General features: G+C 47.6%; 25 protein-coding genes. 17 read left to right on the top strand and 8 right to left on the bottom strand.

Annotated features, from left to right (window positions below):
• The first annotated feature begins 17 nt into the window (after nt 1–17).
• Entirely contained in the window at nt 18–1,145 is a 1,128-nt protein-coding gene (queG, locus tag MED92_RS17695; protein ID WP_007022963.1) for a tRNA epoxyqueuosine(34) reductase QueG, read from the top strand.
• A gap of 238 nt (nt 1,146–1,383) precedes the next feature.
• The gene (locus MED92_RS17690; protein WP_007022962.1) at nt 1,384–2,571 is read left to right on the top strand and encodes an amino acid aminotransferase; all 1,188 of its coding nucleotides are present in this window, start codon (nt 1,384–1,386) and stop codon (nt 2,569–2,571) included.
• Between the two features lie 100 nt (nt 2,572–2,671).
• Here the strand turns inward: MED92_RS17690 and rraA are convergent, their stop codons facing one another.
• A complete protein-coding gene (gene rraA / locus MED92_RS17685) occupies nt 2,672–3,151 on the bottom strand; it encodes a ribonuclease E activity regulator RraA (protein ID WP_007022961.1) in 480 nt (159 codons plus the stop codon).
• Nucleotides 3,152–3,259: 108 nt separating this feature from the next.
• Between rraA and glmS the strand changes: the two genes are divergently transcribed.
• The 4 genes from glmS to MED92_RS17665 are packed head-to-tail and all read left to right on the top strand — an operon-like array spanning nt 3,260 to nt 7,794.
• Nucleotides 3,260–3,673, top strand: a complete 414-nt coding sequence (gene glmS, locus MED92_RS17680; RefSeq protein WP_007022960.1) for a methylaspartate mutase subunit S — start codon at nt 3,260–3,262, stop codon at nt 3,671–3,673.
• Nucleotides 3,670–5,034, top strand: coding sequence for a methylaspartate mutase (locus MED92_RS17675; protein ID WP_007022959.1), 1,365 nt, complete (start codon nt 3,670–3,672; stop codon nt 5,032–5,034). The genes glmS and MED92_RS17675 overlap by 4 nt, the downstream gene beginning before the upstream one ends.
• The gene (locus MED92_RS17670) at nt 5,031–6,233 is read left to right on the top strand and encodes a glutamate mutase L (RefSeq protein WP_007022958.1); all 1,203 of its coding nucleotides are present in this window, start codon (nt 5,031–5,033) and stop codon (nt 6,231–6,233) included. Before MED92_RS17675 ends, MED92_RS17670 begins: the two co-directional genes overlap by 4 nt.
• Nucleotides 6,223–7,794: an AMP-binding protein gene (locus tag MED92_RS17665; protein WP_007022957.1), complete on the top strand. Its 1,572-nt coding sequence runs from the start codon at nt 6,223–6,225 to the stop codon at nt 7,792–7,794. Before MED92_RS17670 ends, MED92_RS17665 begins: the two co-directional genes overlap by 11 nt.
• A 71-nt stretch (nt 7,795–7,865) precedes the next feature.
• Here the strand turns inward: MED92_RS17665 and orn are convergent, their stop codons facing one another.
• Nucleotides 7,866–8,408 (bottom strand): oligoribonuclease, encoded by a 543-nt coding sequence (gene orn / locus MED92_RS17660; protein ID WP_040663594.1) that lies wholly within the window; start codon nt 8,406–8,408, stop codon nt 7,866–7,868.
• Between the two features lie 151 nt (nt 8,409–8,559).
• Between orn and rsgA the strand changes: the two genes are divergently transcribed.
• The 6 genes from rsgA (at nt 8,560) to MED92_RS17630 (ending at nt 15,516) form a co-directional block, all read left to right on the top strand.
• Complete coding sequence (rsgA, locus tag MED92_RS17655) at nt 8,560–9,588, top strand: small ribosomal subunit biogenesis GTPase RsgA (RefSeq protein WP_007022955.1); 1,029 nt, start codon at nt 8,560–8,562, stop codon at nt 9,586–9,588.
• A 44-nt stretch (nt 9,589–9,632) separates the two neighbouring features.
• Nucleotides 9,633–11,264, top strand: a complete 1,632-nt coding sequence (locus MED92_RS17650; protein WP_007022954.1) for an HDOD domain-containing protein — start codon at nt 9,633–9,635, stop codon at nt 11,262–11,264.
• A gap of 75 nt (nt 11,265–11,339) precedes the next feature.
• On the top strand, nt 11,340–12,152 hold the full coding sequence (locus tag MED92_RS17645; RefSeq protein ID WP_007022953.1) for a sulfurtransferase: 813 nt from the start codon (nt 11,340–11,342) through the stop codon (nt 12,150–12,152).
• Nucleotides 12,152–13,045, top strand: coding sequence for an archaetidylserine decarboxylase (asd, locus tag MED92_RS17640; RefSeq protein ID WP_007022952.1), 894 nt, complete (start codon nt 12,152–12,154; stop codon nt 13,043–13,045). The genes MED92_RS17645 and asd overlap by 1 nt, the downstream gene beginning before the upstream one ends.
• A 78-nt stretch (nt 13,046–13,123) precedes the next feature.
• The gene (ygfZ, locus tag MED92_RS17635; RefSeq protein ID WP_007022951.1) at nt 13,124–14,140 is read left to right on the top strand and encodes a CAF17-like 4Fe-4S cluster assembly/insertion protein YgfZ; all 1,017 of its coding nucleotides are present in this window, start codon (nt 13,124–13,126) and stop codon (nt 14,138–14,140) included.
• A 110-nt stretch (nt 14,141–14,250) separates the two neighbouring features.
• Entirely contained in the window at nt 14,251–15,516 is a 1,266-nt protein-coding gene (locus tag MED92_RS17630; RefSeq protein ID WP_007022950.1) for a GGDEF domain-containing protein, read from the top strand.
• Here MED92_RS17630 and ung read toward each other — a convergent pair.
• The 4 genes from ung to prfB all read right to left on the bottom strand — a co-directional run bounded on the left by ung (nt 15,485) and on the right by prfB (nt 19,358).
• Nucleotides 15,485–16,168: a uracil-DNA glycosylase gene (gene ung, locus MED92_RS17625; protein ID WP_007022949.1), complete on the bottom strand. Its 684-nt coding sequence runs from the start codon at nt 16,166–16,168 to the stop codon at nt 15,485–15,487. The two genes, MED92_RS17630 and ung, sit on opposite strands and share 32 nt — an antisense overlap.
• A gap of 11 nt (nt 16,169–16,179) precedes the next feature.
• Nucleotides 16,180–16,620 carry a hypothetical protein gene (locus MED92_RS17620; protein ID WP_007022948.1) on the bottom strand — a complete coding sequence of 147 codons (441 nt, stop codon included), beginning with the start codon at nt 16,618–16,620 and terminating at the stop codon, nt 16,180–16,182.
• 110 nt (nt 16,621–16,730) lie between these two features.
• A complete protein-coding gene (lysS, locus tag MED92_RS17615) occupies nt 16,731–18,233 on the bottom strand; it encodes a lysine--tRNA ligase (protein ID WP_007022947.1) in 1,503 nt (500 codons plus the stop codon).
• A 30-nt stretch (nt 18,234–18,263) separates the two neighbouring features.
• Nucleotides 18,264–19,358, bottom strand: a complete 1,095-nt coding sequence (gene prfB, locus MED92_RS17610; protein ID WP_007022946.1) for a peptide chain release factor 2 — start codon at nt 19,356–19,358, stop codon at nt 18,264–18,266.
• Between the two features lie 166 nt (nt 19,359–19,524).
• On the opposite strand from prfB, the gene nhaD reads away from it, so the two are divergent.
• Nucleotides 19,525–20,976, top strand: a complete 1,452-nt coding sequence (nhaD, locus tag MED92_RS17605) for a sodium:proton antiporter NhaD (protein WP_238321537.1) — start codon at nt 19,525–19,527, stop codon at nt 20,974–20,976.
• A gap of 1 nt (nt 20,977) precedes the next feature.
• On the opposite strand, the gene fldB is transcribed toward nhaD, so the two are convergent.
• Both fldB and MED92_RS17595 read right to left on the bottom strand, forming a co-directional pair.
• Nucleotides 20,978–21,496, bottom strand: a complete 519-nt coding sequence (gene fldB, locus MED92_RS17600; RefSeq protein ID WP_007022944.1) for a flavodoxin FldB — start codon at nt 21,494–21,496, stop codon at nt 20,978–20,980.
• A gap of 57 nt (nt 21,497–21,553) precedes the next feature.
• A complete protein-coding gene (locus MED92_RS17595; RefSeq protein ID WP_007022943.1) occupies nt 21,554–21,877 on the bottom strand; it encodes a phasin family protein in 324 nt (107 codons plus the stop codon).
• A gap of 170 nt (nt 21,878–22,047) precedes the next feature.
• On the opposite strand from MED92_RS17595, the gene gloA reads away from it, so the two are divergent.
• From gloA to creD, 4 genes are all read left to right on the top strand, one after another.
• Entirely contained in the window at nt 22,048–22,440 is a 393-nt protein-coding gene (gene gloA, locus MED92_RS17590; RefSeq protein WP_007022942.1) for a lactoylglutathione lyase, read from the top strand.
• Nucleotides 22,409–23,131 (top strand): two-component system response regulator CreB, encoded by a 723-nt coding sequence (gene creB / locus MED92_RS17585; RefSeq protein WP_238321536.1) that lies wholly within the window; start codon nt 22,409–22,411, stop codon nt 23,129–23,131. The genes gloA and creB overlap by 32 nt, the downstream gene beginning before the upstream one ends.
• On the top strand, nt 23,128–24,576 hold the full coding sequence (gene creC / locus MED92_RS17580; protein WP_007022940.1) for a two-component system sensor histidine kinase CreC: 1,449 nt from the start codon (nt 23,128–23,130) through the stop codon (nt 24,574–24,576). The genes creB and creC overlap by 4 nt, the downstream gene beginning before the upstream one ends.
• 67 nt (nt 24,577–24,643) lie before the next feature.
• On the top strand, nt 24,644–26,050 hold the full coding sequence (gene creD, locus MED92_RS17575; protein WP_007022939.1) for a cell envelope integrity protein CreD: 1,407 nt from the start codon (nt 24,644–24,646) through the stop codon (nt 26,048–26,050).

The raw sequence follows: 26,050 nt of genomic DNA, 5'->3' as shown, positions 1-26,050 counted from the left end.
GGGAGCAAGTTTAAACTATGCCTACATTATCACCCGAAGCGCTTTCCCAGCTCGCTGATAAAATAAAACAGTGGGCATTAGAACTCGGGTTTCAACAATGCGGCATTACCGACTGTGATCTGACAGCAGAACAGGAACATTATAAAGAGTGGCTTAATCGACAGTACCACGGCGAGATGAACTATCTGACCAACCATATGGACAAGCGCTTTAATGCGGCCGAACTGGTACCAGGCGCCCAGAGAATCATCTGCGTGAGAATGGACTATTTACCCCCTGACACGCAGGCTCTGAACAACCTTGAAGATCCTGACCAAGCCTATGTATCCCGCTATACGCTGGGGCGTGATTATCACAAACTGATCCGTAAACGCCTTACCCAGTTAGGTAAGCGAATTGATGAAGAGGTCGGCTGTAGCGTTTACCGTGCATTTGTAGACAGTGCACCGGTACTTGAGCGCCCGCTAGCCGAAAAAGCCGGCATTGGCTGGCGCGGCAAACACACTTTGGTTCTTAATCGCCACGCAGGGTCACTTTTCTTCCTCGGCGAGCTTTTCATAGACCTACCACTACCACTGGATCAACCGATAACCGAGAACCATTGTGGCAAGTGCACCGCCTGCATGGATGTTTGCCCGACGGCGGCTTTCCCTGCGCCCCACTTACTGGATGCCAAACGCTGTATTTCTTACCTGACCATTGAGCATAGCGGCTCCATTCCTGAAGAGCTGCGCCCACTGATGGGCAATCGAATTTTTGGTTGCGATGACTGCCAACTCATCTGTCCCTGGAATCGCTTTGCCAATTTCACTCAGGAACAGGATTTCCATCCTCGTCAAAAACTTGATCAGAGCGAACTGATCAGCCTCTTTAACTGGAGCGAAGAGGAGTTTCTGAAAAGGACAGAGGGCTCTGCAATTCGCCGCACAGGCTATGAAGGCTGGCTTAGAAACATCGCTATTGCACTGGGCAATAGTTCTGGCGGGAAAGACACAATTACAGCACTGAAAGAAAAGACAGAACACCCCTCTGCCATAGTTCGTGAGCACGCTGAATGGGCTTTGGGCAATTTAGCTAGCCGCCAAGGGAAAGGGTTAGACCAACCACTGTCGCTCCATCCACGCAAGAATAAAGTCGCGCTATAAACGGCAGAAAAGCCAAATCTGTAATAAAAAATCTGGCAAAACGGGATATCAACGCGAAAAAGCCAATTTACTGGGCACTTTATGAAATAAAATCTACTATTAGCGCCCAAATTTCGCGCAAGATTATATTTGTTACTGTATAATTTCTGCCCCTGCCTTTTTTCGCCAGAATGGCGGGGTCTATACTGCCCTTAGCAGTTGATAACAAACGCACTTTCAGTAAAAGGTATAAAACTCCATGTTTTCTGAGTTAATGGCACCACCAGCGGATCCAATCCTTGGCTTGTCTATTAAATTCAAAGCCGACGAAAATCCGAACAAAATCGATCTTGGTCCTGGTATCTATAAAGACGAAGCCGGCAATACACCGGTTCTGGCTTGCGTTAAAACTGCTGAAAAACTCCGCGTAGACAACGAAACAACGAAAACCTACCTGGGTTCAGCAGGCTCCTCCCTGTTTAATGACAAGATCGCTGATCTGTTACTGGGCGAGCATGACATTATTAAACAAAATCGTATCCGTACAGTATCCACCCCTGGCGGCACAGGCGCACTGCGTCTTGCGGGTGAGTTCCTGAAAACCTGTAAAGCGGGTGCGACTATCTGGGTTAGCAACCCGACATGGGCTAACCATCAAGGTGTTTTCACAGCAGCCGGCCTGACTGTTAAAACCTACCCGTACTACGATTATGAAAACAAATGCCTGGACTTTGCAGCGATGACTGAAGCGCTGAAACAAGTTCCGGCAGGCGATGCTGTTCTATTACACGCATGCTGCCATAACCCAAGCGGCATGGACCTGAACAATGAGCAGTGGCAACAAGTTGCAGAATTAGCCAAAGAAAAAGGCTTTATGCCAGTGATCGACATTGCGTACCAGGGCTTCGGCAATGGTCTCGATGAAGATGCCTACGGTCTGCGCCTGATGGCTAACACCGTTGACGAGCTGATTGTGTGCAGCTCATGCTCTAAGAACTTCGGCCTATACCGTGAGCGTATCGGCGGTTGCTCCATCATCGGTAAAGACGCAGCTTCTGCAGACATTATCGGCGCAGTGCTAAACCGCGTTGTACGTGTTCTGTATTCTATGCCACCTGCACATGGCGCAGCGATTGTTGAAACAATCCTAAGCTCGGAAGAGCTGTCCGCTCAGTGGCACGCAGAACTGAAAGAGATGCGCGATCGCATCAACGGAACACGCCAGCTCTTGGTTGAGAAACTAGCTGAAAAAGGCGTTACTCAGGACTTTAGCTTTATCACGCGCCAAAACGGAATGTTCTCATTCCTGGGCATCGATCAGGCACAGGTAACCCGCCTACAGGACGAGTTCAGCATCTACGTTGTGGATTCCAGCCGCATCAACGTGGCAGGCATCTCTCAGTCAAACGTTGATTACCTGACTGAGTCCCTGGCTAAGATTCTATAACCGAGCCTAGAGTCAGATACAAAAAAGCCGGATGCTATGCAACCGGCTTTTTTATGCCCAAATCCCAACCTTTAACTCAGGCCAGGAATCTCAAATCAAGTTAGACAATCTTTTCCGCAGTAACGATCACACCATCAGTATCTGCATACAGGTAGTCACCCTGCTTAAACTCAACCCCACCAAACGACAAAGCAATACCGCGCTCACCTGAGGTCACAGGGATCGATTTACGCGAACAAGTCCCCAGCGCAAATAATGCCACCGGAATATCCTTGATCTGGAAAGTATCGCGAATATAACCGTTAATCACGATGCCCGAGTAACTGTTCTGCTGCGCAAACTTCATCAGGTTTTCGCCCACAACTGCGAAGTATTCCTGATCAACATCCACTACAACAACCTTGCCTGCACCGTCTTCATCACGCAACAGGCCAATCAGATCAGAATTATTCTTATCTAGCTTGATAGTCACGATCTCACCCTGACAGTGCGTCGCACCACCAAAGTTGCTGTAGCCCGGCCCCAGCACCGCTACCTTTTCGCTGTGTTCATCACAGATATCTGCAGTGAAAAAAGTCATATTTGCTCCCTGAACGGTCAATTGCAGCGCATTCTATCACCCGGGGGCCAGATTTTGATAGAAAATCTTGGTAATATACGCACCCCAATTTACAGCGGACCACATTCTATGAAGGTAGTAACAGGCGTAGTTGGCAACGATATTCACGTAGTTGCCAACCGACTCATGGAGCTCTCCCTCAATGCCAGGGGGTATGAGGTATTTAATCTGGGTGTGAACACACACCTGGAAGAGTTTTTTGATGCGGTTGTAGAGACCGGCGCAAATATTCTGCTGATTTCATCTTTGAACGGCGAAGCTGAGGGCTGGAGCCGTGAGGTCAAAGCCCTGAAGTCAAAGTATAAGAATCTGGACGATCTGATCATGATGATCGGCGGTAACCTGGCGGTAGGTCGCGGTGACGCTGAAGAGATCGAGCGTAAGTATAAAAACTACGGTTTTGACCTGGTCTGCCACCAGATCGATCTGAATACCGGATTGGACTGGCTTGAAGAGTTTATTGAAAAGAGAAAGACGCAATGAGCCTGCTGCAAGAAGAAAGAGAGATCATCCTCAGCAATGAGTATGTAGATAACTTTGACTTCGACGAAGTTGAAGAGTTTGTTCGGAATGCCAGCAAAGATTTGTTCATTTCGCACCACTTTGCCAAAGCCGACAAAATGCTGGTCCAGCCACGTGGCGGCTTCCCTACCTACAAGCAGCAGTTTGACCTGTATGAGTTCTTCGTAGAATCCAATGTAGATGTGCTGCCGCTGACGATCGACTCGAACACCCGTCTTAACGACTACGGCACAGCGAAAAAGATGCTGCGCCTGAGTGAAGAAAACGAGATCGACATGCTGAACGGCTATCCGCTGGTTAACCACGGCTACCGAACGACTCGTAAGATGATCACCAACTTCAATAAGCCGGTCAGCCTGCGTCATGGCACACCAGATGCTCGCCTGCTGATTGAAACTGCTATCGCTTCAGGTATCTTCGAGATCGAAGGTGGTCCGATCACTTACCTGCTTCCGTACTCAAAAAACTTCCCGCTTGATAAAGCCTTTCTGTACTGGAAGTATGTTGAGCGTGTCTGCGCTAACTACTCAGAGCTTAATGAGCCAATTAACCGTGAATCCTTCGGTCCGTTAACAGCAACGCTAGTGCCACCTTCCATTACTATCGTGATCCAGTTGCTGGAAATGCTGCTGGCTCTAGAGGAAGGCGTTAAATCATTCTCGGTTTCCTTCTCACAGCAAGGCTCAATGAACCAGGACATCGTAACGGGTGCAGTCATTAAGAAACTGGCGCGTTTCTATGCTGAAGAGATCGGCTGCGGCGATGCTGCAATCCATCTGGTTTATCATCAGTGGATGGGCGCATTCCCGATGAACAAAGATTTCGCTGAGCAGTTGATCAACATGTCTACGGTAATCGCCTCTATGGTCGGTGCAGACAAGATCATCACCAAAACTCGCGAAGAGGCGACCGGTATCCCAACACCACAGGCTAATGCAAAAACAGTCGCTGATACGCAATACACACTGCGTATTCTTAATGGCTTACCTAATATCGTTGATGAGGAAGAGGAAGAGATCCTCACTTTGGAAGTTAAAGCGATTATGGAAGCAGTCTTCAACGATCCGGCTGATACACTGTGGCGTAAGGTATTTAACTCCATCAAAAATGGCGTTATCGACGTACCGTTCTCCCCGCACATTATTAATCACAACAATATGATTACTATCCGTGATGCGAATAAGAATATCCGTATCATCGACCGCGGTAACGTGCCGATCCCTGATCGCTGCTTCGAATATGAACGTGCCCAGTGCGACCTAAGCAAAGACACTAAAGGCATCGTAAACGACATCATTCACGATATAGGTATTATGCAATGAGCCAGGATAACGAAAAACTGCTGATTGATGTGGGCAGTACCTATTTCAAGCTAAGTACGCCGGATAGCATCGAGCAGCACTTCCGTGATTTCAATAAAGACATCCTGGATGATCTTCTGCAAAAAAGCGGCTCAACCATCGAGCGCTTTAACAAAGATGATGTGCACATCTGCTCTTCGGCAAATGGTGGCTTAAGTACACTGATTATCGGCCTGACTAACTCATTCTCTCTGAAGTATGCGACCAACATCGCGTTCAATTCAGGCATCAACATTATCGATACCCTGCTTTATCAAAATATCGCCGAGTACTCAGTACCTGGCGATCTGATCGATGTAGTTATCATCGTTGGCGGCATTGATTCCCACAGTAATATCTTCGGACAGGATCTGTACAACTACCTTGAGCAACTGAACTACTCAAACATTGTATTTGTCGGTAGTGAAAAGGATGCGAACAGCGTAGCGGCAAACATCGATAACCTGGCAGTACTGCCAAATGTTATCGATAATCGCCTGCATATCGTGGAAGAGCATCTCAAGGAGTATCTGACCAACCTGTACCAACAAGATATTATGGGTAAAGAGGATATTAAAAACCTCTATCAGATCACCAGTAACCAGATCTTCTCTACACCCTATGTGGTTAACCAGGCTTTACCGCATATCGATGCCAGCTACTCGGTAGTCAACCCGTTTATCCTGTTGGATATTGGCGGTGCAACAACCGACATTCACTACTCAAAAGATTTGGTCGATGACAATATCGTAACTGAGAACGAATTTGACCGTCTGGTATTCAAAAAGCTTGGGGTTTATAAATCCAAGCAGTCACTGATTTACGCGGCACAAAATAATGAGTTCACCTACGAACTTCTGACCCACCTTAAAGTGACAGAAAATATTTTTGATGAGCAGAGCGACAAAGCGACCAAGGTACTGATGCAATTGGCGATTTTCCTTGTTCTCTGCAAAATTTCCCACTACCGTAAGGCTTATATCAATCTGAAACTATTGGCGATCAACTCCATCATCATCACGGGCGGGATCACCAAAGTACTTTCAGTAGAAGAGATAGAAAACATTATTGCTTTCTTCTATCGCAAAATTCTGACGTCTGATCATAAGCCAGTAACGATTCTGGATAGCAACTACGATATCTGGACCCTCGGCGCGAAGGAAATTAAACATGTCGATTAACTGTATTCGTACCCTTTTAGAAAATGCGGTTGAGACTCACGGTAACAAGATTGCGGTTACCCATGAAGGTAAATCCATCACCTATGATGAGCTATTCAAGCGTGTAAACCAGGTCGCTTTCTATCTGCGCGAGCTGGACCTACCCAAAGATGCACGCATAGGTATCTATTCGAACAAAGGCATTGAACAGGTCATCGCTATTCTGGCGATCCTGTCAACGGATTACATCCTTGTGCCACTCACTCGTCTGCTGAAACCGGAGCAGGTTGAATACATCATCAATGACTGTGGCATCCAGTGCATCATCACCGATCGCCTGAAGCTGGAAAGCATTGAAGAGATCAACTTCGAAGGCCACGTTATCTCTTATGAGACAACCAGCAAAGATGTACCTTCCTTCGAAGAGATCTATAAGTACTACAACAAGCCATACGAATGTGACATCAGCGGCCATAATAACGCAGTTATCACATATTCATTTGGTCTGACAGGCACTCCGAAAGGGATTGTGATCTCACACCGCAACCTGATCGACTCTGCCCGCGTAGTCTCTCAGTACCTTGATTTGCAGGAAGACGACGTAATCTCCGGCCTGCTGATCTTTAATCTGGATTACGGCCTGAACCAGATCTTTTGCTCGCTCTATAAGCATGCAACATTAGCGCTCCACCGTTTCATTCTTCCGGAAGACTTTTTCAATCATCTAATGAATGACAAAGTAACGGTACTGCCGCTGATGCCGGTCAACATCTCTGAGATGTTCGATGACGAGATCAGCCGCATCCCAAGCCCTGAGCTTTTCGAGGATCTGCGAATCATTACCTCTTCAGGTGGAAACGTAACGGCGAAAATGATCAGCGACTGCAAGAAAACCTTCCGTAACGCAGAATTCTATTCTATGCACGGCCTGACCGAAGCATTCCGTTCGACCTATCTGGACCCGTCACAGGTTCAGATTCGTCCGGACTCGATCGGTAAAGCGATCCCTGATGTTGAACTCTACGTTATCAACGAAGAAGGCAAAGAGTGTGCACCCCGTGAAGTGGGCGAACTGATTCACCGTGGTGGCTATATCTACCGCGGCTTCTGGAATGCACCTAAAGAGAATGCCGAACGTTTCAAATCGATTCAGATTCTTAAGGATGTGATCAATCTGGAAGGACAGCTGACCGATGAAATCGTCGTTGCCACCGGTGACTATGTTTATAAAGATGAAGAGGGTTATCTCTACTTCGTATCCCGTCACGACGATATGATCAAAACCCGCGGCTTCCGTGTCTCACCTTATGAGGTCGAATCCGTTGTCGCGAAAAATATTCCTTCTATCGATCGTTGCGCAGTCTTTGGGCTGGAAAATGAGCTAATCGAAGAAGAGATCGTGATGGTTTATTCGGCAACCAGTGAACTGAGTGAAGAAGAGATTCTCTTCGAGCTTAAAAAGCACCTGGCGTCTTATATGATTCCAAGCAAGATCGTATACAAACGCTTCCTGCCACTGGTTCAAAGCGACAAGAATCGTGTCAATAAAGATGAGCTAAAGCGCGAACTTGCAGACAGCTAATCAAACCTGCATAAAAAAACGGGTCAGTAGTTAAACCACTGACCCGTTTTCTTTTTATACGCTATCGACTATCAGTCGAGCTTAATAAAATGCTCGCGGTAATGCTTAAGCTCTTCAATTGAATCGCGGATATCATCCAGCGCCAGATGCGAACCTTTTTTCACGACACCCGCTGCAACTTCAGGCTTCCAGCGCTTAGCCAGTTCCTTCAGCGAGCTAACATCCAGGTTTCGGTAGTGGAAGAACGCCTCAAGCTCTGGCATATATTTATCCAGAAAACGACGATCCTGGCCAATACTATTACCGCACATTGGAGACACACCCGCTTCCACATACTGTTTTAGAAACTCGATGGTTGCTTGCTCTGCTTCCGCTTCTGTCACAGTGCTCTCTTTTACACGCTGTGTCAGCCCCGACTTGCCATGCTGATTCGTGCACCACTCATCCATGTTATCCATAATCTCATCTGACTGGTGAATCGCCAGCGTCGGACCTTCAGCCAGAACATTCAGATCAGAATCGGTGACAATCGTTGCAATCTCAATAATTACATCGGTCGCTGGCTCCAGACCAGTCATCTCCAGATCGATCCAGATAAGATTATTTTTATCCACTTCAGCCTCCAACCACACTTAATAGACCCGCGTAGCTTTAACTCTGATTCGCAGGTTTCTTTACTTTCCCTTAGAATACATTACCTTCTAAGAACTTGCTTCGATATTCACAAGGATTATTAGCGTAACCCTCCGTTAACGCTAAAAAACTATGGCAAAACGTAAACTGACCCGCCGTCAAAACTGGCGTATCCAAAAAATCCAGGAAGAGCGTGCGGCACGTGCCTCCAAAAAAGATAAAGCGATCGATGATCAACTCGATAGCAGCGACCTTGGCCCTGAACAACATGGCCTGATCATCTCCCACTTCGGACGCACGGTAGACGTTGAAGCTACCGAAGGGAGCAAACAAGGCGAAATAGTCCGCTGTCATATGCGAACAAACCTTGGACAGCTCGTGACTGGGGATCGCGTTATATGGCGCGAAGGTAAAGAAAGCGGCGTCGTGGTTGCCAAGCTGGAGCGGAAAAGTGAGCTCCTGCGCCCGAACCCCTATGGTGATATGAAGCCTGTTGCCGCTAACATCGACTTTATTGTTATCACTGTTGCGGTTGAACCCACCCCTTATGCGAACCTTATTGATCGTTATCTGGTAGCAGCCGAGCTCAGTGGTATCGAGCCCATTGTTCTACTGAACAAGACTGATCTATTAAACGATGCCAATCGAGCAGGTATAGAGCAGATGCTGCAGCGCTACCGTGATATTGGCTATCAGGTTCTTTCAGCCTCCAGCGCTTCCGAAGAGGGCCTCAAACCTCTGAAAGAGCATCTGAATCAGCGAATCAGCGTTTTTGTCGGCCAATCTGGGGTAGGAAAGTCATCCCTTATTAATACCCTGCTACCGGGTGTTGATTTAAAAGTGGGAGAACTCTCAACTCAGACCAAAAAAGGCCGACATACTACAACGACAGCGCGTTTATTCCATTTCCCTGACGGTGGCGATCTAATCGATTCCCCTGGGATCAGGGAGTTTGGTCTGTGGCACATTGAGCCAGACGAAGTGATCAACGGCTTCACCGAATTAAAACCGCTGGCAGGGTTATGCCGTTTCCGCGACTGTAAACATGAAAAAGAACCGGGCTGCGCACTGAAAAACGCAGTGGAAGATGGCACAATCAGCGAACAACGCTGGAACAGTTACAAACACATTCTCTGTTCCATTGAAGAGCAAAATAGCTAATACTGGTCCATAGTAAACAAGAAGTTAGAGAGATCGGAGCGCAGATGTCAGAATCGCCGTATGGAGTTGAGGCTTGGGTTGAATATCTCAAAGATAAGCCTTTGCCGGTTAGAAATAGCGTCCTGCGTCGCCTGCAAAAGCAGCTCCGTGATCCTAATATTCCTCTCCAGGCTCTCAACAAAACGATTAAATCCGACCCTGTCCTCTGTTTACACATGGTGCGTAAAGCCTCTGAGCTACATACCAAAGTGGATTCAAAGGTTACCAGCATTGACCATGCTATCAGCTCACTAGGCCTGGACCACATTGAAGCCGTTCTAAAAGAGACCAAAGCACTCAAACTGAATCCATCCAGCGTTTCGCAAAAGATGTACTTCCGCTATATAGCGGTCAGCCATCATGCGGCAACCCAGGCACAGGACTGGTTACAAAAACGTCGCGCACCTTTTATCGAAGAAACTTACCTTGCGACAATGTTTTATGGCGTAGGCCACTGGATTCTATGGCAGCATGCAGCACTTCATATGAGTCAGATCCAGGTAAAGATTCGGGAAGACCGTACTGATGTAGTGCTGGCTGAAACTGATATTCTTGGCTGTACCATTCAGGAAATATCTCGTGGACTGATTGAGGACTGGAATGCTTCCGAACTCGCTTGCATCAGCCTTGAGCATGAGACCTCGCCGAACAAGAAAACCCTGGCTCAACTGCACCAGCGAGCCTTAGGCGATCCACGCCTGACCGATGAAGATCTCAGAGAGATTAATCATCTGGTTCAGGAAAAGTTCTTTCCGGTAAAACTGGCCAATTGGATCGCTTTGACTGCCAACCTTGGCTGGCGTGAAACAAAATCGATGAAGATCATCGATATTATCAACGATTTCCTTAAAGGTGAGATCGCGCAAACCATCTCTATGCTGCATGAAAACTGTGCAAAATCGGCACGTCAGTACCACGTAGCCGGCACCCTTGCTCCAGCCGCCGAGATGCTAATGATCCCTTCAGATAAAACGATCAACTACCGTTTATCTGAAAAAGAGCATCAACTGCTCGCAAAATCTATGCCCGCTGTTGAGAAGCCCAAAGTTGAGATCCCTCAGCCAGAACCTGAAGACAACGAAGATATCAGCCCTGTTATTCTCGAACCTAAACCAGAGTATCAGGATCAAAACATCTATGATCAGATATCAGAACGTTTCTTAAAGGGCTACGACTTATACACGCAACCAAAGCATGTTCTTCAGGGACTTATCCAGGGGATTAACCGCGGCCTGGGTTTTGAGCGGGTTTCAATGTTCTTAGTGAATAATAAAAGCCATTCACTCAAAACCGCTTTTTCCGTAGGATTCAATGACGATCACCCTTTAACCTCTTTCCAGTACGACCTTGAGATTCCAAGCTTATTTAAAAAGCTTAGAGATAAACCGGGCTGCATTCTGATAAAACCGGATAATATCGAACAGATGCGCCACATGCTCCCTGATGCATACCACAATTGGTGCCCTGAAAATGGCTTCCTGCTAATGTCACTGTTCTATGGCAAAACGCCCATTGCGATTATCCATGCTGACTATGGAGATGAAGGCCCGGAAATAAGCGATTTCCATCACGAACGGTTCCGCTATATCTGCTCAGCAGCAACCCTGTCACTAAAAAAACTACTGGTAAAAAAGTAGGCGCATTAGCATAAGCTTTTCAGGCCGACAGGAACCCAGTATTATCTCTCTCCCCATACTTCACGGAGAATTTCGATGAGCTTACCTTTATTGGTTGAGGCGACCGATCTCAGCAAGCATTTAGCTGACAGTAATTTGATCATCATCGACCTCTCCAGCCCGGAAAACTATGCTGCGGGACATATCCCTGGAGCGATACATCTGCCTTCGGCGCGATTACTAATGGGCGAAGGCCCTATCCCTAACAAATGCCCATCTGATCAGCAAATTGTGCAACTTTGCCAGGATATTGGTCTGGACAGTGATAAACAGGTTGTCGCTTATGATGACCAGAAGGGCCCCTGGGCTGGACGCCTGATGTGGACACTGAACATTGCCGATCATGAAAAATGCTCTGTGCTTAACGGTCAGCTGGACGCATGGAAAAAGCAGGGATTCGAGCTGGAACAAAGCGCTAATAGTGTCAATGCCAGTCAATTCCGGCCGAAAATCAATCGCGATCTAATCGCAGATGTAGATTTTATCCTCAACCACATTGAGGATTCGTCTCTGAGTATATGGGATGCACGCAGCGAACCGGAATATCTCGGCGATAAAGTCATTAATGCTCAGAAAGGCGGGCATATCCCCGGGGCTAACCTCCTGGAATGGACCGACTGTCTTATCAGCGAAGACGATCTGCGCCTTAAACCCGATGCAGAGATACTAGAACAACTGGCTAATCAGGGAATCACTCCGAATAAAACAGTCGTAACACATTGTCAGACTCATCGCCGCTCAGGCCTGACATATCTGGTCGCGCGCCATTTAGGGTTTAATGACATACGCTGTTACGACGGCTCCTGGTTTGAATGGGGCAATTTACCGCACACACCTGTGGAGAAATAATGAAAGGTTTTAAAGATAGTATTTTCATCGCGTTCCAACATATCGTACCGCAACACCTGTTATCCCGATTCGTTGGAAAGATTGCAGACTGCCAGACTCCCTGGGTCAAAAACAGTTTCATCAAGTGGTTTGCCAAAAACTATCAGATCAACATGTCTGAAGCCCGGGAAGAGATACCTACCAACTACCCAAGCTTCAATGCATTTTTTACCCGAGAGCTTAAAGAGGGTGCCCGAGAAATTGATGCAACTTCGGGCGGCATCGTCAGCCCTGCAGATGGCGCCTTCAGCCAACTGGGGTCTATTGACCATGGACGTATCTTTCAGGCTAAAGGGCGAGGTTATGGCCTGACAACCCTTCTGGGTGGCGATCAGGAACGTGCGGAGCAATTTATCAATGGTGAGTTTGCAACCATATACCTGTCTCCCCGCGACTATCACCGCGTACATATGCCAGTAGCAGGGACCTTAACCCATACGACCTACGTACCAGGCGATCTATTCTCGGTAAACCAAACAACCGCAGAAGGCGTTGACCAGCTGTTTGCTCGTAATGAGCGCCTGGTTGCTTATTTTGATACCGAGCATGGGCCCATGGCGATGATCCTGGTAGGCGCAATGATCGTAGCAGGTATCGAAACGGTTTGGGGTGGACAGGAAGCACCACGCTTGAAAAAGCCAATCCACACCCCATTTAATAATATGAACCCTGAGCCAATTCATCTTGAGAAAGGCGCAGAGATGGGACGCTTCAAACTAGGCTCCACAGTTATCCTGCTTTTCGGAAAGGATAAAATCGATTGGACGGAGTCACTACAGGCAGCAAGTCCAGTTAAGTTAGGCGAGCTTATCGCCACTAAGTCTGAACCTAAAGAAGAAGCTCCTACAGAATAACCACAAACTTTGTCAGCTGTCCTCGTTATTGTTTTCGCATACACTGGACAGCCGGCTAGTTACTAGGTACCCATTATAATGAGCGAACTGATCCAACTGTTAGAAGACAAAGGCCTTGAGCTGAACCCTGAAAAAAATAGCATCCTGAGCGACAGTTCAATCAAGACGCAAGTTATTCCTCTGATCCATCAACGGGTCTTATCAGTCAAAGGCCCTGATACCGAAAAATTCTTACAGGGACAGCTTACCTGTGATGTTGCAGAAGTATTCAGTCGCGGCAGCGCTTTGGGTGCACACTGTAATATCAAGGGCCATATGCTGAGCTTGTTTCGTCTATTAAAAGCAGGCGAAGAGGAAGTCTTGCTGCGCATGAGTCAGGATATCTTTGATTCAGCGGCGAACAACCTTAAAAAGTACATCGTATTTTCCAAAGCTGAAGCATCCGAAGTGAGTGATGAAATCTCTGGGCTAGGTATAACCGGACCAGGTGCTGAAGCACTCGTCGAACAGTTTTTCGGTAGAGCACCTAGTGAAGATAACGGCATTCTGCCACTCAGTAACGGTTTGGTCGTACGTGTACCCGGCAACCGCTTCGAGATCTGGATGGCAACTGCAGAGCTATGCGAATTGTTAAGCAAGTTACCTGACGAGGTTTCCATCGGCTCTACCGATGCATGGGTTTTAAGCGAAATTGAAGCAGGCATTCCGGATCTTCGCGAAGCGACGCAAGAAGCCTTTATTCCACAGATGACAAACTTCCAGGCACTGGATGGAGTTAGCTTTAAAAAAGGCTGCTACACCGGTCAGGAAATTGTGACTCGCCTTCAACACCGTGGTCAGCTTAAGAAGCCAATGTATCTTATCGAAGTCGGAGGCGATAAAAAGCCAATGGCTGGCGATGTAATCACTAGCCCGGACAAACCTAACGCAGGGCAAGTGGTCATTTCGGCACCGATAAATGGAGGCCGTTATAAAGCATTGGCCGTCATCGTAAAAACACTGGCCGAGAAAGGCGATCTATTGCTCAATGGCAGCGAGGTTGAACTAACCGACCTGCCTTATGAGCTTGATCCCAAGCTGTTCGAGCCCAAATAGTGCTCACAATCAAATAGTTTGCGCAGATAATTAGCAGTAGTTGACCTAAAGGGAAAATAGGGAGACACTGCTAATTCGTTAGTCTTATTTGCCTAAGGAGAGGCAAGTAGATGAATATTCAGGCACCTGGCAGTCCTAAAATCCCCCTCTTGCTTACGGGTGTCACCGCCACGTTGAGCTTCCTGCTGCTGGTATATATCCACTCCACTTCCCAAAACGCCTTACAGAAATATGTCCCATGGGTCGATGCATCCATGGAGATCAAAATTGAAGTTGCTCTGGCTCATCTGTGGCTCGAGGAGGTCATGTCAGGGGACAGCAACGAATCTATCGACGTAGTCAGAGATCATGTAGAAAATGCCAAATGGTATGCCATCGCTATTCTTGATGGCGACCAAAACGAGCAAGGCACTTTCCTCCCCTTACTCGAAACAGATCTGCGCCTTCAGGTTAACCAGATTCTCTATATGATCCAGCAATTTGATAAGGTGATCGAGGAGCGATACACCAGTGCAGTCGATGCGGGTTCAGGAAGTGATCTTGACCAGAGTTTTGATCTGTTATTCCTCAACATCATGAGTGCGACCGCCGAATTAGAGATGTCTTTGAAACAGCAGATCCATGAAGAGCACCAGGCACAGAACTCCCTGCTGTTAATGCTTATGCTAGCCATATGCACGATGACCCTGATAACGGGTTACGCAATTTGGCGCTTTACCAGCAACCGCTCTAAATACATCAACAAACTTGCGGTTGCCCATCAACGCATCTCCGAACAAAACGCTCAACTCAAAGAGCTCGCCCATACAGACCAATTAACCGGCCTGCCTAACCGTAAAATGCTGGAAGCTATTACTAATCAGGCGCTTAGTCGGGTACAGCGCAAACACAGTGTGCTCTCACTCACCTTTATTGATCTGGACTTCTTTAAGCCGATCAACGATGAATTTGGCCATAATGTGGGTGATAAAGTCCTCAGCAACTTTACCAAAGCGATCACTACCCAGTTGAGAGATGGCGATGTACTTGCCAGGCTTGCCGGCGATGAATTTATATTATTAATTCAGGAAGAATCAGAAGATGCACTGAAGGAAGCTCTGGATAATATAATCGCTCGCATCCAGCTACGTCTGGAAGAACCGATTATCAGCGCACCAAGCGAGATCCATATACGCTGTAGCGCGGGTACCGCATTCGCCCCAAGGGACGCGATTGAATTTGAAATGCTGCTACATTGTGCCGACCAGGCCATGTACGAAAGCAAGAATCGCGGGCGCGGTCAGCACTGTTACTATGAACCAGAAAGTATCGATCAGGCAGAACTACCTCTTGAGGCCAGCGATGCTAAACCTGATCTGGTAACTGCCACTGAATAGCCGTTCTTCCGGTCTGCTCAAGGTATGCATTAGCCTGACTAAAATGGCGACAACCAAGAAATCCTCGATGTGCTGAAAGAGGCGACGGATGAGGCGCCTTAAGAACAAGGTGCCGACTCTGATCGATACACGCGCCCTTCTTCTGAGCGTAGCTACCCCAGAGCATAAACACCACATTGCTGCAGCGCTCATTTACAACTCTGATCACTTCATCGGTAAATTGCTCCCAACCCTTTCCCTGATGGGATGCAGCATTACTCTGCTCCACAGTCAGCACACTGTTCAGCAGCAGCACACCTTGATTAGCCCAGCTCTCCAGATAACCATGGGTAACTGGCTGGATACCAAGATCCGAGTTCAACTCTTTATAGATATTGACCAGGGAGGGTGGAATCTTAACGCCAGGAAGCACAGAGAAGCACAATCCATGGGCCTGATTCGGCTGGTGATAAGGATCCTGACCCAGGATGACAACTTTAACCTGATCTAAAGGGGTTGCTTCAAGGGCATGAAACCAGCTTTCAGAGCGCGGATAGATAATCTTTTTCAGATCCTTTTCCTGACGCAGAAACTCTTTCAATTCAAGCATGTAAGGTTGTTCGAACTGGTCCGCCAGCTCAGCCTGCCAGGCAGGCGCATTTTCGAGTGCCATAAAGGGCCTTGTTATCCACCACAGTCTTTAATTTCACCAGGCCTAAGCTCTAAAGGCTCAGTGATTACCCGGCGATGCCAGACTGAATAATACCTCACTCTGCCCGGTGCATGGGAAACAATTCCCGAAATGATAATAGCCAGAAAGTAGATAAACGCATTGGGCTGATCAAACCACCAAATCACGCTGGACAGCAGAGCTAACTTCACCCCGATAGCGGTACCTCTAAGCTGAATTAGCCAGATACCGTCTGCATAAACTTCCATCCCCGCCATGATAAATCCACTAATGACCGTCACGACAAGAAATGGATACCAGGCAGCTTCAGGCTGCTGGTACAAATAAGCACCCGCCAACCCTGCGATACCTATCAGGTGCAGTGTTCGCATAGTGATACTTATCCAGCGCTTATAGGGAATAACGCGCTTTTCCGGGGGAAATAACCAGTCCATAGGATCAGTATATAGCTTTTATCTAATAAAACGATATAGACCCTTGGACCAATTTCAGGCACAAAAAAGGCCCTGATCGGGCCTTTTTATTAATCGCTACCTTCTGCTACTTAGCCGCGAGGGCGCATCGCAGGGAACAGGATTACGTCTCTGATAGACGGCGAATCAGTGAATAGCATGACCAGACGGTCAATACCGATACCCTCACCCGCTGTTGGTGGCAAGCCATATTCCAGTGCGTTGATGTAATCGGCATCGTAGTGCATCGCTTCATCATCACCCGCATCTTTCTCAGCAACCTGCTGCTGGAAACGCTCAGCCTGGTCTTCTGAATCATTCAATTCGGAGAAACCATTTGCCAGCTCACGGCCGCCTACGAAGAATTCAAAACGATCCGTAATGAATGGGTTCTCATCATTACGGCGCGCCAGTGGAGAAACTTCCGCCGGATACTCAGTAATAAAGGTAGGCTGATCCAGACGATGCTCTACTGTTTTCTCGAAGATTTCAATCTGAACCTTACCCAGGCCCCAACTATCTTTTACATCGATATCCATACGCTGCGCAATCTGGCGAGCAGCAGTTTCATCTGCCAGCGCTTCAGCAGTGATATCTTCGTTGTAGTGCAAAATAGAATCGAAAACACTGATACGACGGAAAGGTTTTTCCAGGTCATACTCAAATGTTTCCAGCACTTCACCTTCGTCATTACGTACTGTATTAACAATCGTCGTTGTACCCAGCACATCCTGAGCAACCGTACGTAGCATATCTTCCGTCAGGTCCATCAGATCACGGTAATCCGCATACGCCTGGTAGAATTCGATCATTGTGAATTCTGGATTGTGGCGTGTTGAAAGCCCTTCGTTACGGAAGTTACGGTTGATTTCGAAAACACGCTCAAAGCCACCCACAACCAAACGCTTCAGATACAGTTCTGGCGCAATACGCAGATACATATCACGATCCAGCGCGTTGTGATGCGTGATAAACGGACGTGCAGTCGCACCACCTGGAATCACCTGCAGCATAGGTGTCTCAGCTTCAATAAAGCGACGCTCAGTCAGATAGTTACGGATACCGGAAACGATCTTTGAACGCATTTCAAAGACTTTGCGGGAATCTTCGTTAGTAATCAGATCAACGTAACGCTGACGATAGCGGATCTCAGTGTCCTGCAAACCTTTATGCTTGTCTGGCAGAGGACGCAGGTTTTTCGTCAGCAACTGGTATTCGCCCAAATCAACGTAAAGATCACCTTTACCTGATTTGTGAAGCTCACCGGTCACACCAATGATGTCACCCAGATCCAGACTTTTCGCAAACTTACGCGCTTCTTTATTCACATAGAACTGAATACGGCCTGTCATATCCTGAATAACGCCGAAAGCGCCACGGTTCAGCATAACACGGCCAGCAATGCTGACTTTGATGCCTGCTTCAGCCAGCTCTTCCTTCGATTTATCGCCGTACTTCTCTTGCAGATCCTGCGCATAGCTGTCACGACGGAAGGTATTTGGGAAAGCATTACCCTCTTCGCGAAGGCCGTTAAGTTTCTCACGGCGCTCTGCAATCAGGCGGTTTTCATCTTGCTTCTGAGTGTTATCAGACATCGGTGTGGTAAACCTTTAATTTAAAAATTCTTAAAGACCAGCTTTCAGGCTGGCTTCAATAAACATATCCAGATCGCCATCCAGCACTTTGTCACAGTTTGAGCTCTGTACACCCGTGCGGAGGTCTTTAATTCTCTGATCATCCAGGACATAAGAACGAATCTGGCTACCCCAGCCGATATCCGCCTTATTATCTTCCTGTTCCTGAGCCGCTTCAGTACGTTTCAGCATCTCAACTTCATATAACTTAGCTCGCAGCTGCTTCATACAGGTATCTTTGTTCTGATGCTGTGAGCGCTGAGCCTGACTTTGTACCACGATACCAGAAGGCTCGTGGGTAATACGTACCGCAGACTCGGTTCTGTTTACGTGCTGACCACCTGCACCCGATGCACGGTATACATCGACGCGCAGGTCTGCAGGGTTAATTTCAATATCAATATTGTCATCGATTTCGGGAGATACAAATACCGATGAGAACGAAGTATGACGACGGCCGCCCGAATCAAACGGAGACTTACGCACCAAACGGTGCACCCCGGTTTCCGTACGCAGCCAGCCAAAAGCATACTCGCCTTGGAAACTGATCGTAGCCGATTTAATACCAGCCACATCACCCGCAGAACACTCCAGCAGCTCGGTTTTAAACCCTTTATCTTCACCCCAGCGCAGATACATACGCAGCATCATCTCAGCCCAGTCCTGTGCTTCAGTACCACCGGAGCCCGCCTGAATATCCAGGAATGCGTTATTTGGGTCAGCTTCGCCCGCGAACATACGGCGGAATTCCAGCTGCTGCAGACGATCCAGCATCGCAGTCACGTCACTTTCGACTTCAGCGACTGTATCTTCGTCGTCTTCTTCCACTGCCATATCCAACAGATCACGCGTATCCGCAACGCCCGCGGTCAGATCATCGATTGTGCCTACAACCGCTTCTAACGTAGAACGCTCTTTACCTAATTTCTGCGCGTTTTCCGGATCATCCCAAACAGCAGGATCTTCAAGCTCGCGGCTTACCTCTTCAAGACGTTCTTGCTTGGTTTCATAATCAAGAAAACCACGCAGCGCTTCGGTGCGCTCTTTGATATCTTTGAGGTTATTAAGAATCGGGTTAATTTCCATGGTAAAGAATCGTAGCCAGCAGTTTAAAAAAGGGCAGTATTTTACCGAAAATAGCCCCATAACACTACAGATAAGACAACATATCTAAGATATTTGATCCACATCTGGTCAGCGCTGTACAGAAGGCTCTACAATTAAAATCAGTCTGTGCCGAATGGATCCGATCATGGTCTTAAGATACCTCCCTGCTTTGCTGCTGCTATTGCTGTCATCATCAGCATGGGCATTTACAGGGAAAGACCCTCTCCTACTGGTAGATCTGACCCATTCGCTCTTCGGCATAGCTGCTGTGGCAATCTTTGTTATCGGGTATTTATTCGTATTAGGTGAAGAGTTTATCCACCTGCGTAAATCAAAGCCTATTATGGTTGCCGCTGGCCTTATCTGGCTTTGTACCGGTATTGCTTACGCTCTAACCGGCGATACTCTGACCGCCGGTATGGCAGCGCGGCAGTACATACTTGAGTACGCTGAGCTGTTCTTGTTTCTGCTGGCTGCAATGACTTTCATAACCACGATGGAAGAACGCTTGGTTTTCGCTGCTCTGCGCTCCTGGCTAGTTGTACAACGTTTCTCTTTACGCAAAATTTACTGGATAACCGGCGGCCTGGCGTTTGTCATTTCACCCATTGCAGACAACCTATCCACGGCGTTACTGATGGGAGCGGTGGTGATGGCGGTTGGCAACCATTACCATAAATTTGTGACCGTCGGCTGTATAAACATTGTCGTTGCCGCCAATGCGGGCGGGGCTTTCAGTCCCTTTGGGGACATCACCACACTGATGGTTTGGCAAAAAGGCCTGGTCGAATTTGAACAGTTCCTGCAGCTGTTCCCGGCAACCGTGATTACCTGGCTGATCCCTGCAATCATCATGAGTCGCTGCATAGAAGATGGACCGCCCTCAGGTGAAACCAATCGTTTACATATGAAGAAAGGCGCAGTCACTATTATCTTCATTTTCCTGTTTACCATCACATTGGCGGTACTCTCGCACAGTACTCTGAATTTACCACCGGTTCTGGGCATGATGACCGGTTTAGGTATTTTGAAGCTTTTTGGCTTCTATCTGAGTCAGCACGAACCGATCGTCCATGAACAGGGCCACATTTCCCACCATCATCGGGACAACATCCAAACCCATAAGCATATGAAAGGTGATCATGGCGACGTGGTCAGGCGCTTCAATATCTTCAAAGTGGTAGAGCGTTCCTCATGGGATACACTGATGTTTTTCTACGGAGTAGTTCTCTGTGTCGGAGGGCTGGCAACACTGGGCTATCTAACCGTACTTTCTCAGCTAATGTATGGTGGGTTCGGTACAACGCAGGCCAACATTCTGGTCGGCATCGCTTCAGCGCTGGTCGATAACATCCCGGTCATGTTCGCAGTGCTCAGCATGGAACCGCAGATGGATCTGTCTCAATGGTTACTGGTAACACTCACCGCCGGAGTAGGCGGCTCACTTCTATCCGTGGGTTCCGCTGCAGGTATCGCTTTAATGGGGCAGGCTCAGGGCGTCTACACTTTTGTAAGCCATCTAAAATGGAGCTGGGCGATCGCCATCGGTTATGCCGCAGGCATTATCACCCATATGTATCTGCACAATATGTTCTGAGTTACAGGCCAAACCCTTTAACGACTTGCTGGCTCCAGCGAGCGACACGCTCTTCAGTTTCACTGCGCTGGCAATCTTCATCTATGGCCAGACCTACAAACTGACTTTGATCTTCAGTAAGCGCTTTGGATGCTTCGAAGTCATAACCGTCTGCAGACCAGTAACCAACCATAACCGCACCACGCTCCTGCATTTTATCGTGCAACAAGCCCATCGCATCGAGAAACCATTCAGCATAACCAATCTGATCACCCAGACCAAAGACTGCACAGGTTTTTCCCTCAACATGAACGGCATCAAGCACATCCCATAGGTCAGCCCAGTCTTCCTGTAACTCGCCAAAATCCCAGGTTGGGATACCAAGAATCAGGTGCTCATACTCACTCAACCCATCCAGACCATCAGCAGCGATATCGATGTGATGAATTTTATCACTACCGATCTGTTCAATAATCTGCTCTGCAACGGTCTCAGTATTGCCCGTGGTAGACCCATAAAAAAGGCCGATTGGTTTAGTCATTTTTTGCCCTAACAAACAAAAAAAGCAGCCTGCGGCTGCTTTTAACCTTCTGATAAATTACTTGTTGAATGCGTCGAAAGTGGACTGCGCAACATCCTCAATCTCGGATCTGGCATCTTGCAACGCTTTCATATTCTGCTCACTCGCGCATTTCAGAGTGTCTTCCAACTCTTTCGCATACGCTCTCTGAAGCTCAACCAGATCGCTGGGCGACTGGCACTTCTGCATCTCTTTGGTCTGCTGGATGGTCGCCTCAATACAGGATTTTGTGCATTCCATCTGCTGACGCGTCAGCTCTTCAAGCATCTTGGTCTGAATATTAACCAGCTCTTTGAAAGGCCCCATAGAATCTGTAATTTTTTTATTCATATCTTGGAACATATCACCACCTTCCCTACTCTCACAGGAGAAACTGCTTTCCCACTTCAAATTTCCGTATAGCGCGCAGGAATTATTTATATCTATCCTTATAATAAAGCACTCTACGAGATGAATGGCAAAGCTTATCTTGCCTCCATGATACCAAATATCAACGCACAGGATGCTGAAAAATGCGACTTTTACACACTATGCTCAGGGTAACTGACCTTAAAGCATCAATAGAGTTCTACACCGAGTTGATGGGCATGCAACTGCTTCGCAGCAAAGACTATCCAGAAGGAAAGTTTACTCTGGCATTCCTTGGCTATGGAGATGAAGCTGAACATACCGCGCTGGAATTAACGCACAATTGGGATACTGATGCATATGATCTGGGTAACGGTTTTGGTCATTTAGCCATAGAAGTCGATGATGTCTATGCCGCCTGCGACGCAATCAAAGCGAAAGGGGGCGAAGTTGTTCGTGAAGCAGGCCCCATGAAACATGGCAGTACAGTACTCGCTTTTGTAAAAGATCCCGACGGTTATATGATTGAACTTCTTGGTAGCAAAAGAAGCGATTAACCGAGTGACCGGTCAAAATATACATATTTTAATTGTTGAAGATGAACCCAGTATTGCGGATAACGTCTCTATCGCCCTGCAGTTAGATGGGTTCACCTCGGAGCACTTCATTCTCGCTCAGGAAGGCTTAAACGCTCTGCAAAACAGCCGTTTCGATCTGGCCATTATTGATGTAGGTCTTCCAGACTTTAACGGCTTTGAACTTTGTAAGCGTATTCGAGAGTTTTCCAATATACCTATTATATTTCTCACGGCCCGCTCAGATGAGATCGACCGAATACTGGGCCTTGAGTTGGGTGCTGACGATTACGTTACAAAACCATTCAGTCCAAGAGAACTCAGCACCCGGGTTAAAGCGATTTTACGCAGAGTAGCGCCGTCTGCTTCAACAGAAAGGTCTGACACTTTGATTCTGGATCAAAAACGCGCCTGCATTTTCTATCGTGAACAAAAACTTCCGCTAACCCGCATCGAATACCTGCTCCTCAGTAAAATGCTCAACAATCCTGAACAGGTCTTCAGCCGCGAACAATTGATGCAAGCAGCCTGGGATCATCCAGAACACAGTTTAGATCGAGCCGTTGATACCCATATAAAAACCATTCGCGCCAAGCTGAATGAGTTCAATCCAGATCAGCAGCTCATAAAAACCCATCGTGGTCTGGGTTACAGCCTGGTACTCGACGAATGAAATTCGGCCTGAAGCTATTCTTAAGTTATGCCGCCATTCTCGGATTAGGGATATATTTCTTCCTCAACTCGATGCTACTGGAGATCAAACCTGGCTTACGCCAATCCCTTGAAACCGCCCTGATCGACAGCGCAAACCTTTTAGCTGAAGTGGTTGCCCCAAACGATACCGACACACCTATCAGAGTTGAGCTTATCGGACCTGCCATAGAAAAAACACTGCAACGCCCGCTAAATGCAACCATCTGGAATCATGCAAAGACTCAGGCCAACCTGCGTGTTTACATCACCAACGAACAAGGGATTGTGATCTATGATTCCAGCAAGCTAGCGGTAGGCGAGGATTACTCTCAATGGAATGATGTCTATCTCACCCTACGTGGAAAATACGGCGCCCGAAGTACCCAGGAGAACCCTAAGGATCGCTTCAGCTCAGTGATGTATATTGGTGCGCCTATCTATACCACGACCCAGCAGGGTGATAGAAAAATTGCTGGCGCTCTCAGTGTTGGAAAGCCTAACGTCAGTGTCGAGCCCTTCTGGCAAGCAGCCAGAGACAACATTCGCTCTAAAGGCATGTGGTTGCTGATCGCCGCGGCCTTTGCCGGTGCGTTACTCGCCACCTGGCTAAGCTTAAACATTCATCGCCTTGTCGCTTATGCACGCAGTCTCAGCCAGGGGGAAAAACTATCGCCGCCCAATATCAGTGATCCCGATCTCACCCAACTTGCCCAGGCCATGGATGAGATGCGTAGAGCGCTGGATGGTAAAGAGTATGTAGAAGAATACACCCTGAACCTCACGCATGAGATGAAGAGCCCTCTAACAGCGCTACAGGGAGCCGCCGAACTCATTAACCTGACCGAAGATCCACAATCCAAAATACGTCTAGCGCAAAACATCAGCCAGCAAACAGAACGTCTTAGGGCGCTAGTCGATGAAGTATTAGCCCTTGCCCGTTTAGAAAACCGTTCTGAGCTGGAGATGCAAAAACCGGTAGATCTGGGTGAGATCATTCATCATGAGTGCCACCAGCTGGCTCTGCGCTTTGAAGAGCAGCACATTACCCCCAAACTCGGTATCGACAATAACCTGCGAATCAAAGGTGACCCCCTACTGCTTAGCCAAGCAATCAGGAACCTGCTGGAAAACGCGCTGGACTTCAGCCCTAAACATAGTGAGATCACTTTAAGCGCTTTTTCCGAAGGCAATCACACCGTGCTAACCATTGAAGATCAAGGGCCGGGAATCCCCGATTATGCAACCGAGCAAATATGGCAACGCTTCTATTCATTGCCACGCCCCTCGAGTGGTCAGAAAAGCACAGGACTGGGGCTGTGCTTCGTAAAACAGATTGCCGATCTTCATAGTGCCGAAATTCAGCTGCATAACAGCAAGGAAGGCGGCACACTCGCAAGATTCACATTCCACACACAAAACACATAATCGCAACATCAGCTCCCCACATTGACTGAATAGACTGCCAGTAAAAGTAATATTTCTGGAGCCTGATATGTCTAAGCGAATAACCCTCAAACTCATCATTATTGGATTTCTTGGCCTGCTACTATGGATCCCCTTGTTGCTTGAGCAAGGAGTGATCTATGAACGAATGAGCTACAGGGATCAGGTAATACGCGATATCGCAAGTAAATGGACGGGACGGCAAACCATCACCGGGCCTGTAGCCATCATTCCATGGCAACTCGATTACAGCGAATCCGTCTGGGACGATAAACTTAAAACCTACCGTCAAGTGAATAAAAAGAAACAGGGTAGGTATCTACTCCTGCCAAACCAGTTCACTGCGGATACAGAGATCAGCAATTCGACACGAAGCCGGGGTATCTATCAGATTCCTGTGTATAACGGCACTATTGCCATGGCGGGAAAATTTTCCAACCAACCTCTGTTGAAATTTAAAAAACAGATCGAAGAAAAAAACAAAGGCCAGCTGAGCTGGGGGCAAGCCAACTTAACCCTAATGATTTCGGATATGCGCGGCATTGTTTCTGAACCCGAATCAGAATGGGGAGGCAAACCAATTCAATTCACCCCAGGTAGCGCGATCAATTCAGCTCCACAAGGCATTCAGGCAGAGGTTTCAGGCTGGTCCGATAACTTAGCTGAACAGATTACCTTTAGTATTGATATGCAATTTAAAGGCATGGAGAAACTATTAATTACCCCTGTTGGGGCTAACAGCGCAATCACCATGAAATCAGACTGGCCACATCCTAGCTTTACCGGCCGCCACCTGCCCACCAGCTATGAAATCAGCGAACAGGGGTTCAGTGCGCAATGGAATACATCCCCGTTTTCAGGCGACCTTGATTCCGTGCTTAACGATTGCCAGCGAAACAACTACTGTGATTTCAGCGCCCATGCGATCGGCGCAGAATTTATTGACCCGGTAGATATGTATTCTCAGGCAGAGCGCTCTATTAAATATGGACTGCTGTTCATCGCAGTAACCTTTATGCTGTTTTTCCTATTCGAAGTCCTTAAAAAGCTGCAGATTCATCCGATTCAGTATGGCATGGTAGGCTTGGCGCTTGCTCTGTTTTATCTGCTACTGGTATCCCTTAGCGAGCATATCGATTTTATCTGGGCCTACATCATCGCCACGATAGCCTGCTGTACTTTGCTGGGGGGCTATCTTAGCGCGGTATTACAAAGCCGCAGTCGCGGATACTGGTTTTCAGCAGGCATTGCAGGGCTGTATGCACTGCTATACATGATTATCTCTTCGGAAGACTTCGCACTATTGATGGGAACCTTACTGATCTTTATCACCCTGGCGGTTGGCATGATGACCACACGTAAAGTCGATTGGTATCAGTTGAATCAGAAACCTCAGTCATTAGCTAACGACATGCCTGAGACCGAAGACACAGCTGCAGAGAGAAACAGCCAATAA

Origin of the sequence: Neptuniibacter caesariensis (assembly GCF_000153345.1) — a bacterium.
Classification (GTDB): Bacteria; Pseudomonadota; Gammaproteobacteria; order Pseudomonadales; family Balneatricaceae; genus Neptuniibacter; species Neptuniibacter caesariensis.
This window is presented reverse-complemented; position numbering and strand designations above follow the sequence as displayed.

Coding starts and splice junctions, on each gene's coding strand:
- queG (WP_007022963.1), top strand. CDS start 18: ATGCCTACATTATCACCCGAAGCGCTTTCCCAGCTCGCTGATAAAATA.
- MED92_RS17690 (WP_007022962.1), top strand. CDS start 1,384: ATGTTTTCTGAGTTAATGGCACCACCAGCGGATCCAATCCTTGGCTTG.
- rraA (WP_007022961.1), bottom strand. CDS start 3,151: ATGACTTTTTTCACTGCAGATATCTGTGATGAACACAGCGAAAAGGTA.
- glmS (WP_007022960.1), top strand. CDS start 3,260: ATGAAGGTAGTAACAGGCGTAGTTGGCAACGATATTCACGTAGTTGCC.
- MED92_RS17675 (WP_007022959.1), top strand. CDS start 3,670: ATGAGCCTGCTGCAAGAAGAAAGAGAGATCATCCTCAGCAATGAGTAT.
- MED92_RS17670 (WP_007022958.1), top strand. CDS start 5,031: ATGAGCCAGGATAACGAAAAACTGCTGATTGATGTGGGCAGTACCTAT.
- MED92_RS17665 (WP_007022957.1), top strand. CDS start 6,223: ATGTCGATTAACTGTATTCGTACCCTTTTAGAAAATGCGGTTGAGACT.
- rsgA (WP_007022955.1), top strand. CDS start 8,560: ATGGCAAAACGTAAACTGACCCGCCGTCAAAACTGGCGTATCCAAAAA.
- MED92_RS17650 (WP_007022954.1), top strand. CDS start 9,633: ATGTCAGAATCGCCGTATGGAGTTGAGGCTTGGGTTGAATATCTCAAA.
- MED92_RS17645 (WP_007022953.1), top strand. CDS start 11,340: ATGAGCTTACCTTTATTGGTTGAGGCGACCGATCTCAGCAAGCATTTA.
- asd (WP_007022952.1), top strand. CDS start 12,152: ATGAAAGGTTTTAAAGATAGTATTTTCATCGCGTTCCAACATATCGTA.
- ygfZ (WP_007022951.1), top strand. CDS start 13,124: ATGAGCGAACTGATCCAACTGTTAGAAGACAAAGGCCTTGAGCTGAAC.
- MED92_RS17630 (WP_007022950.1), top strand. CDS start 14,251: ATGAATATTCAGGCACCTGGCAGTCCTAAAATCCCCCTCTTGCTTACG.
- ung (WP_007022949.1), bottom strand. CDS start 16,168: ATGGCACTCGAAAATGCGCCTGCCTGGCAGGCTGAGCTGGCGGACCAG.
- MED92_RS17620 (WP_007022948.1), bottom strand. CDS start 16,620: ATGGACTGGTTATTTCCCCCGGAAAAGCGCGTTATTCCCTATAAGCGC.
- lysS (WP_007022947.1), bottom strand. CDS start 18,233: ATGTCTGATAACACTCAGAAGCAAGATGAAAACCGCCTGATTGCAGAG.
- prfB (WP_007022946.1), bottom strand. CDS start 19,358: ATGGAAATTAACCCGATTCTTAATAACCTCAAAGATATCAAAGAGCGC.
- nhaD (WP_238321537.1), top strand. CDS start 19,525: ATGGTCTTAAGATACCTCCCTGCTTTGCTGCTGCTATTGCTGTCATCA.
- fldB (WP_007022944.1), bottom strand. CDS start 21,496: ATGACTAAACCAATCGGCCTTTTTTATGGGTCTACCACGGGCAATACT.
- MED92_RS17595 (WP_007022943.1), bottom strand. CDS start 21,877: ATGTTCCAAGATATGAATAAAAAAATTACAGATTCTATGGGGCCTTTC.
- gloA (WP_007022942.1), top strand. CDS start 22,048: ATGCGACTTTTACACACTATGCTCAGGGTAACTGACCTTAAAGCATCA.
- creC (WP_007022940.1), top strand. CDS start 23,128: ATGAAATTCGGCCTGAAGCTATTCTTAAGTTATGCCGCCATTCTCGGA.
- creD (WP_007022939.1), top strand. CDS start 24,644: ATGTCTAAGCGAATAACCCTCAAACTCATCATTATTGGATTTCTTGGC.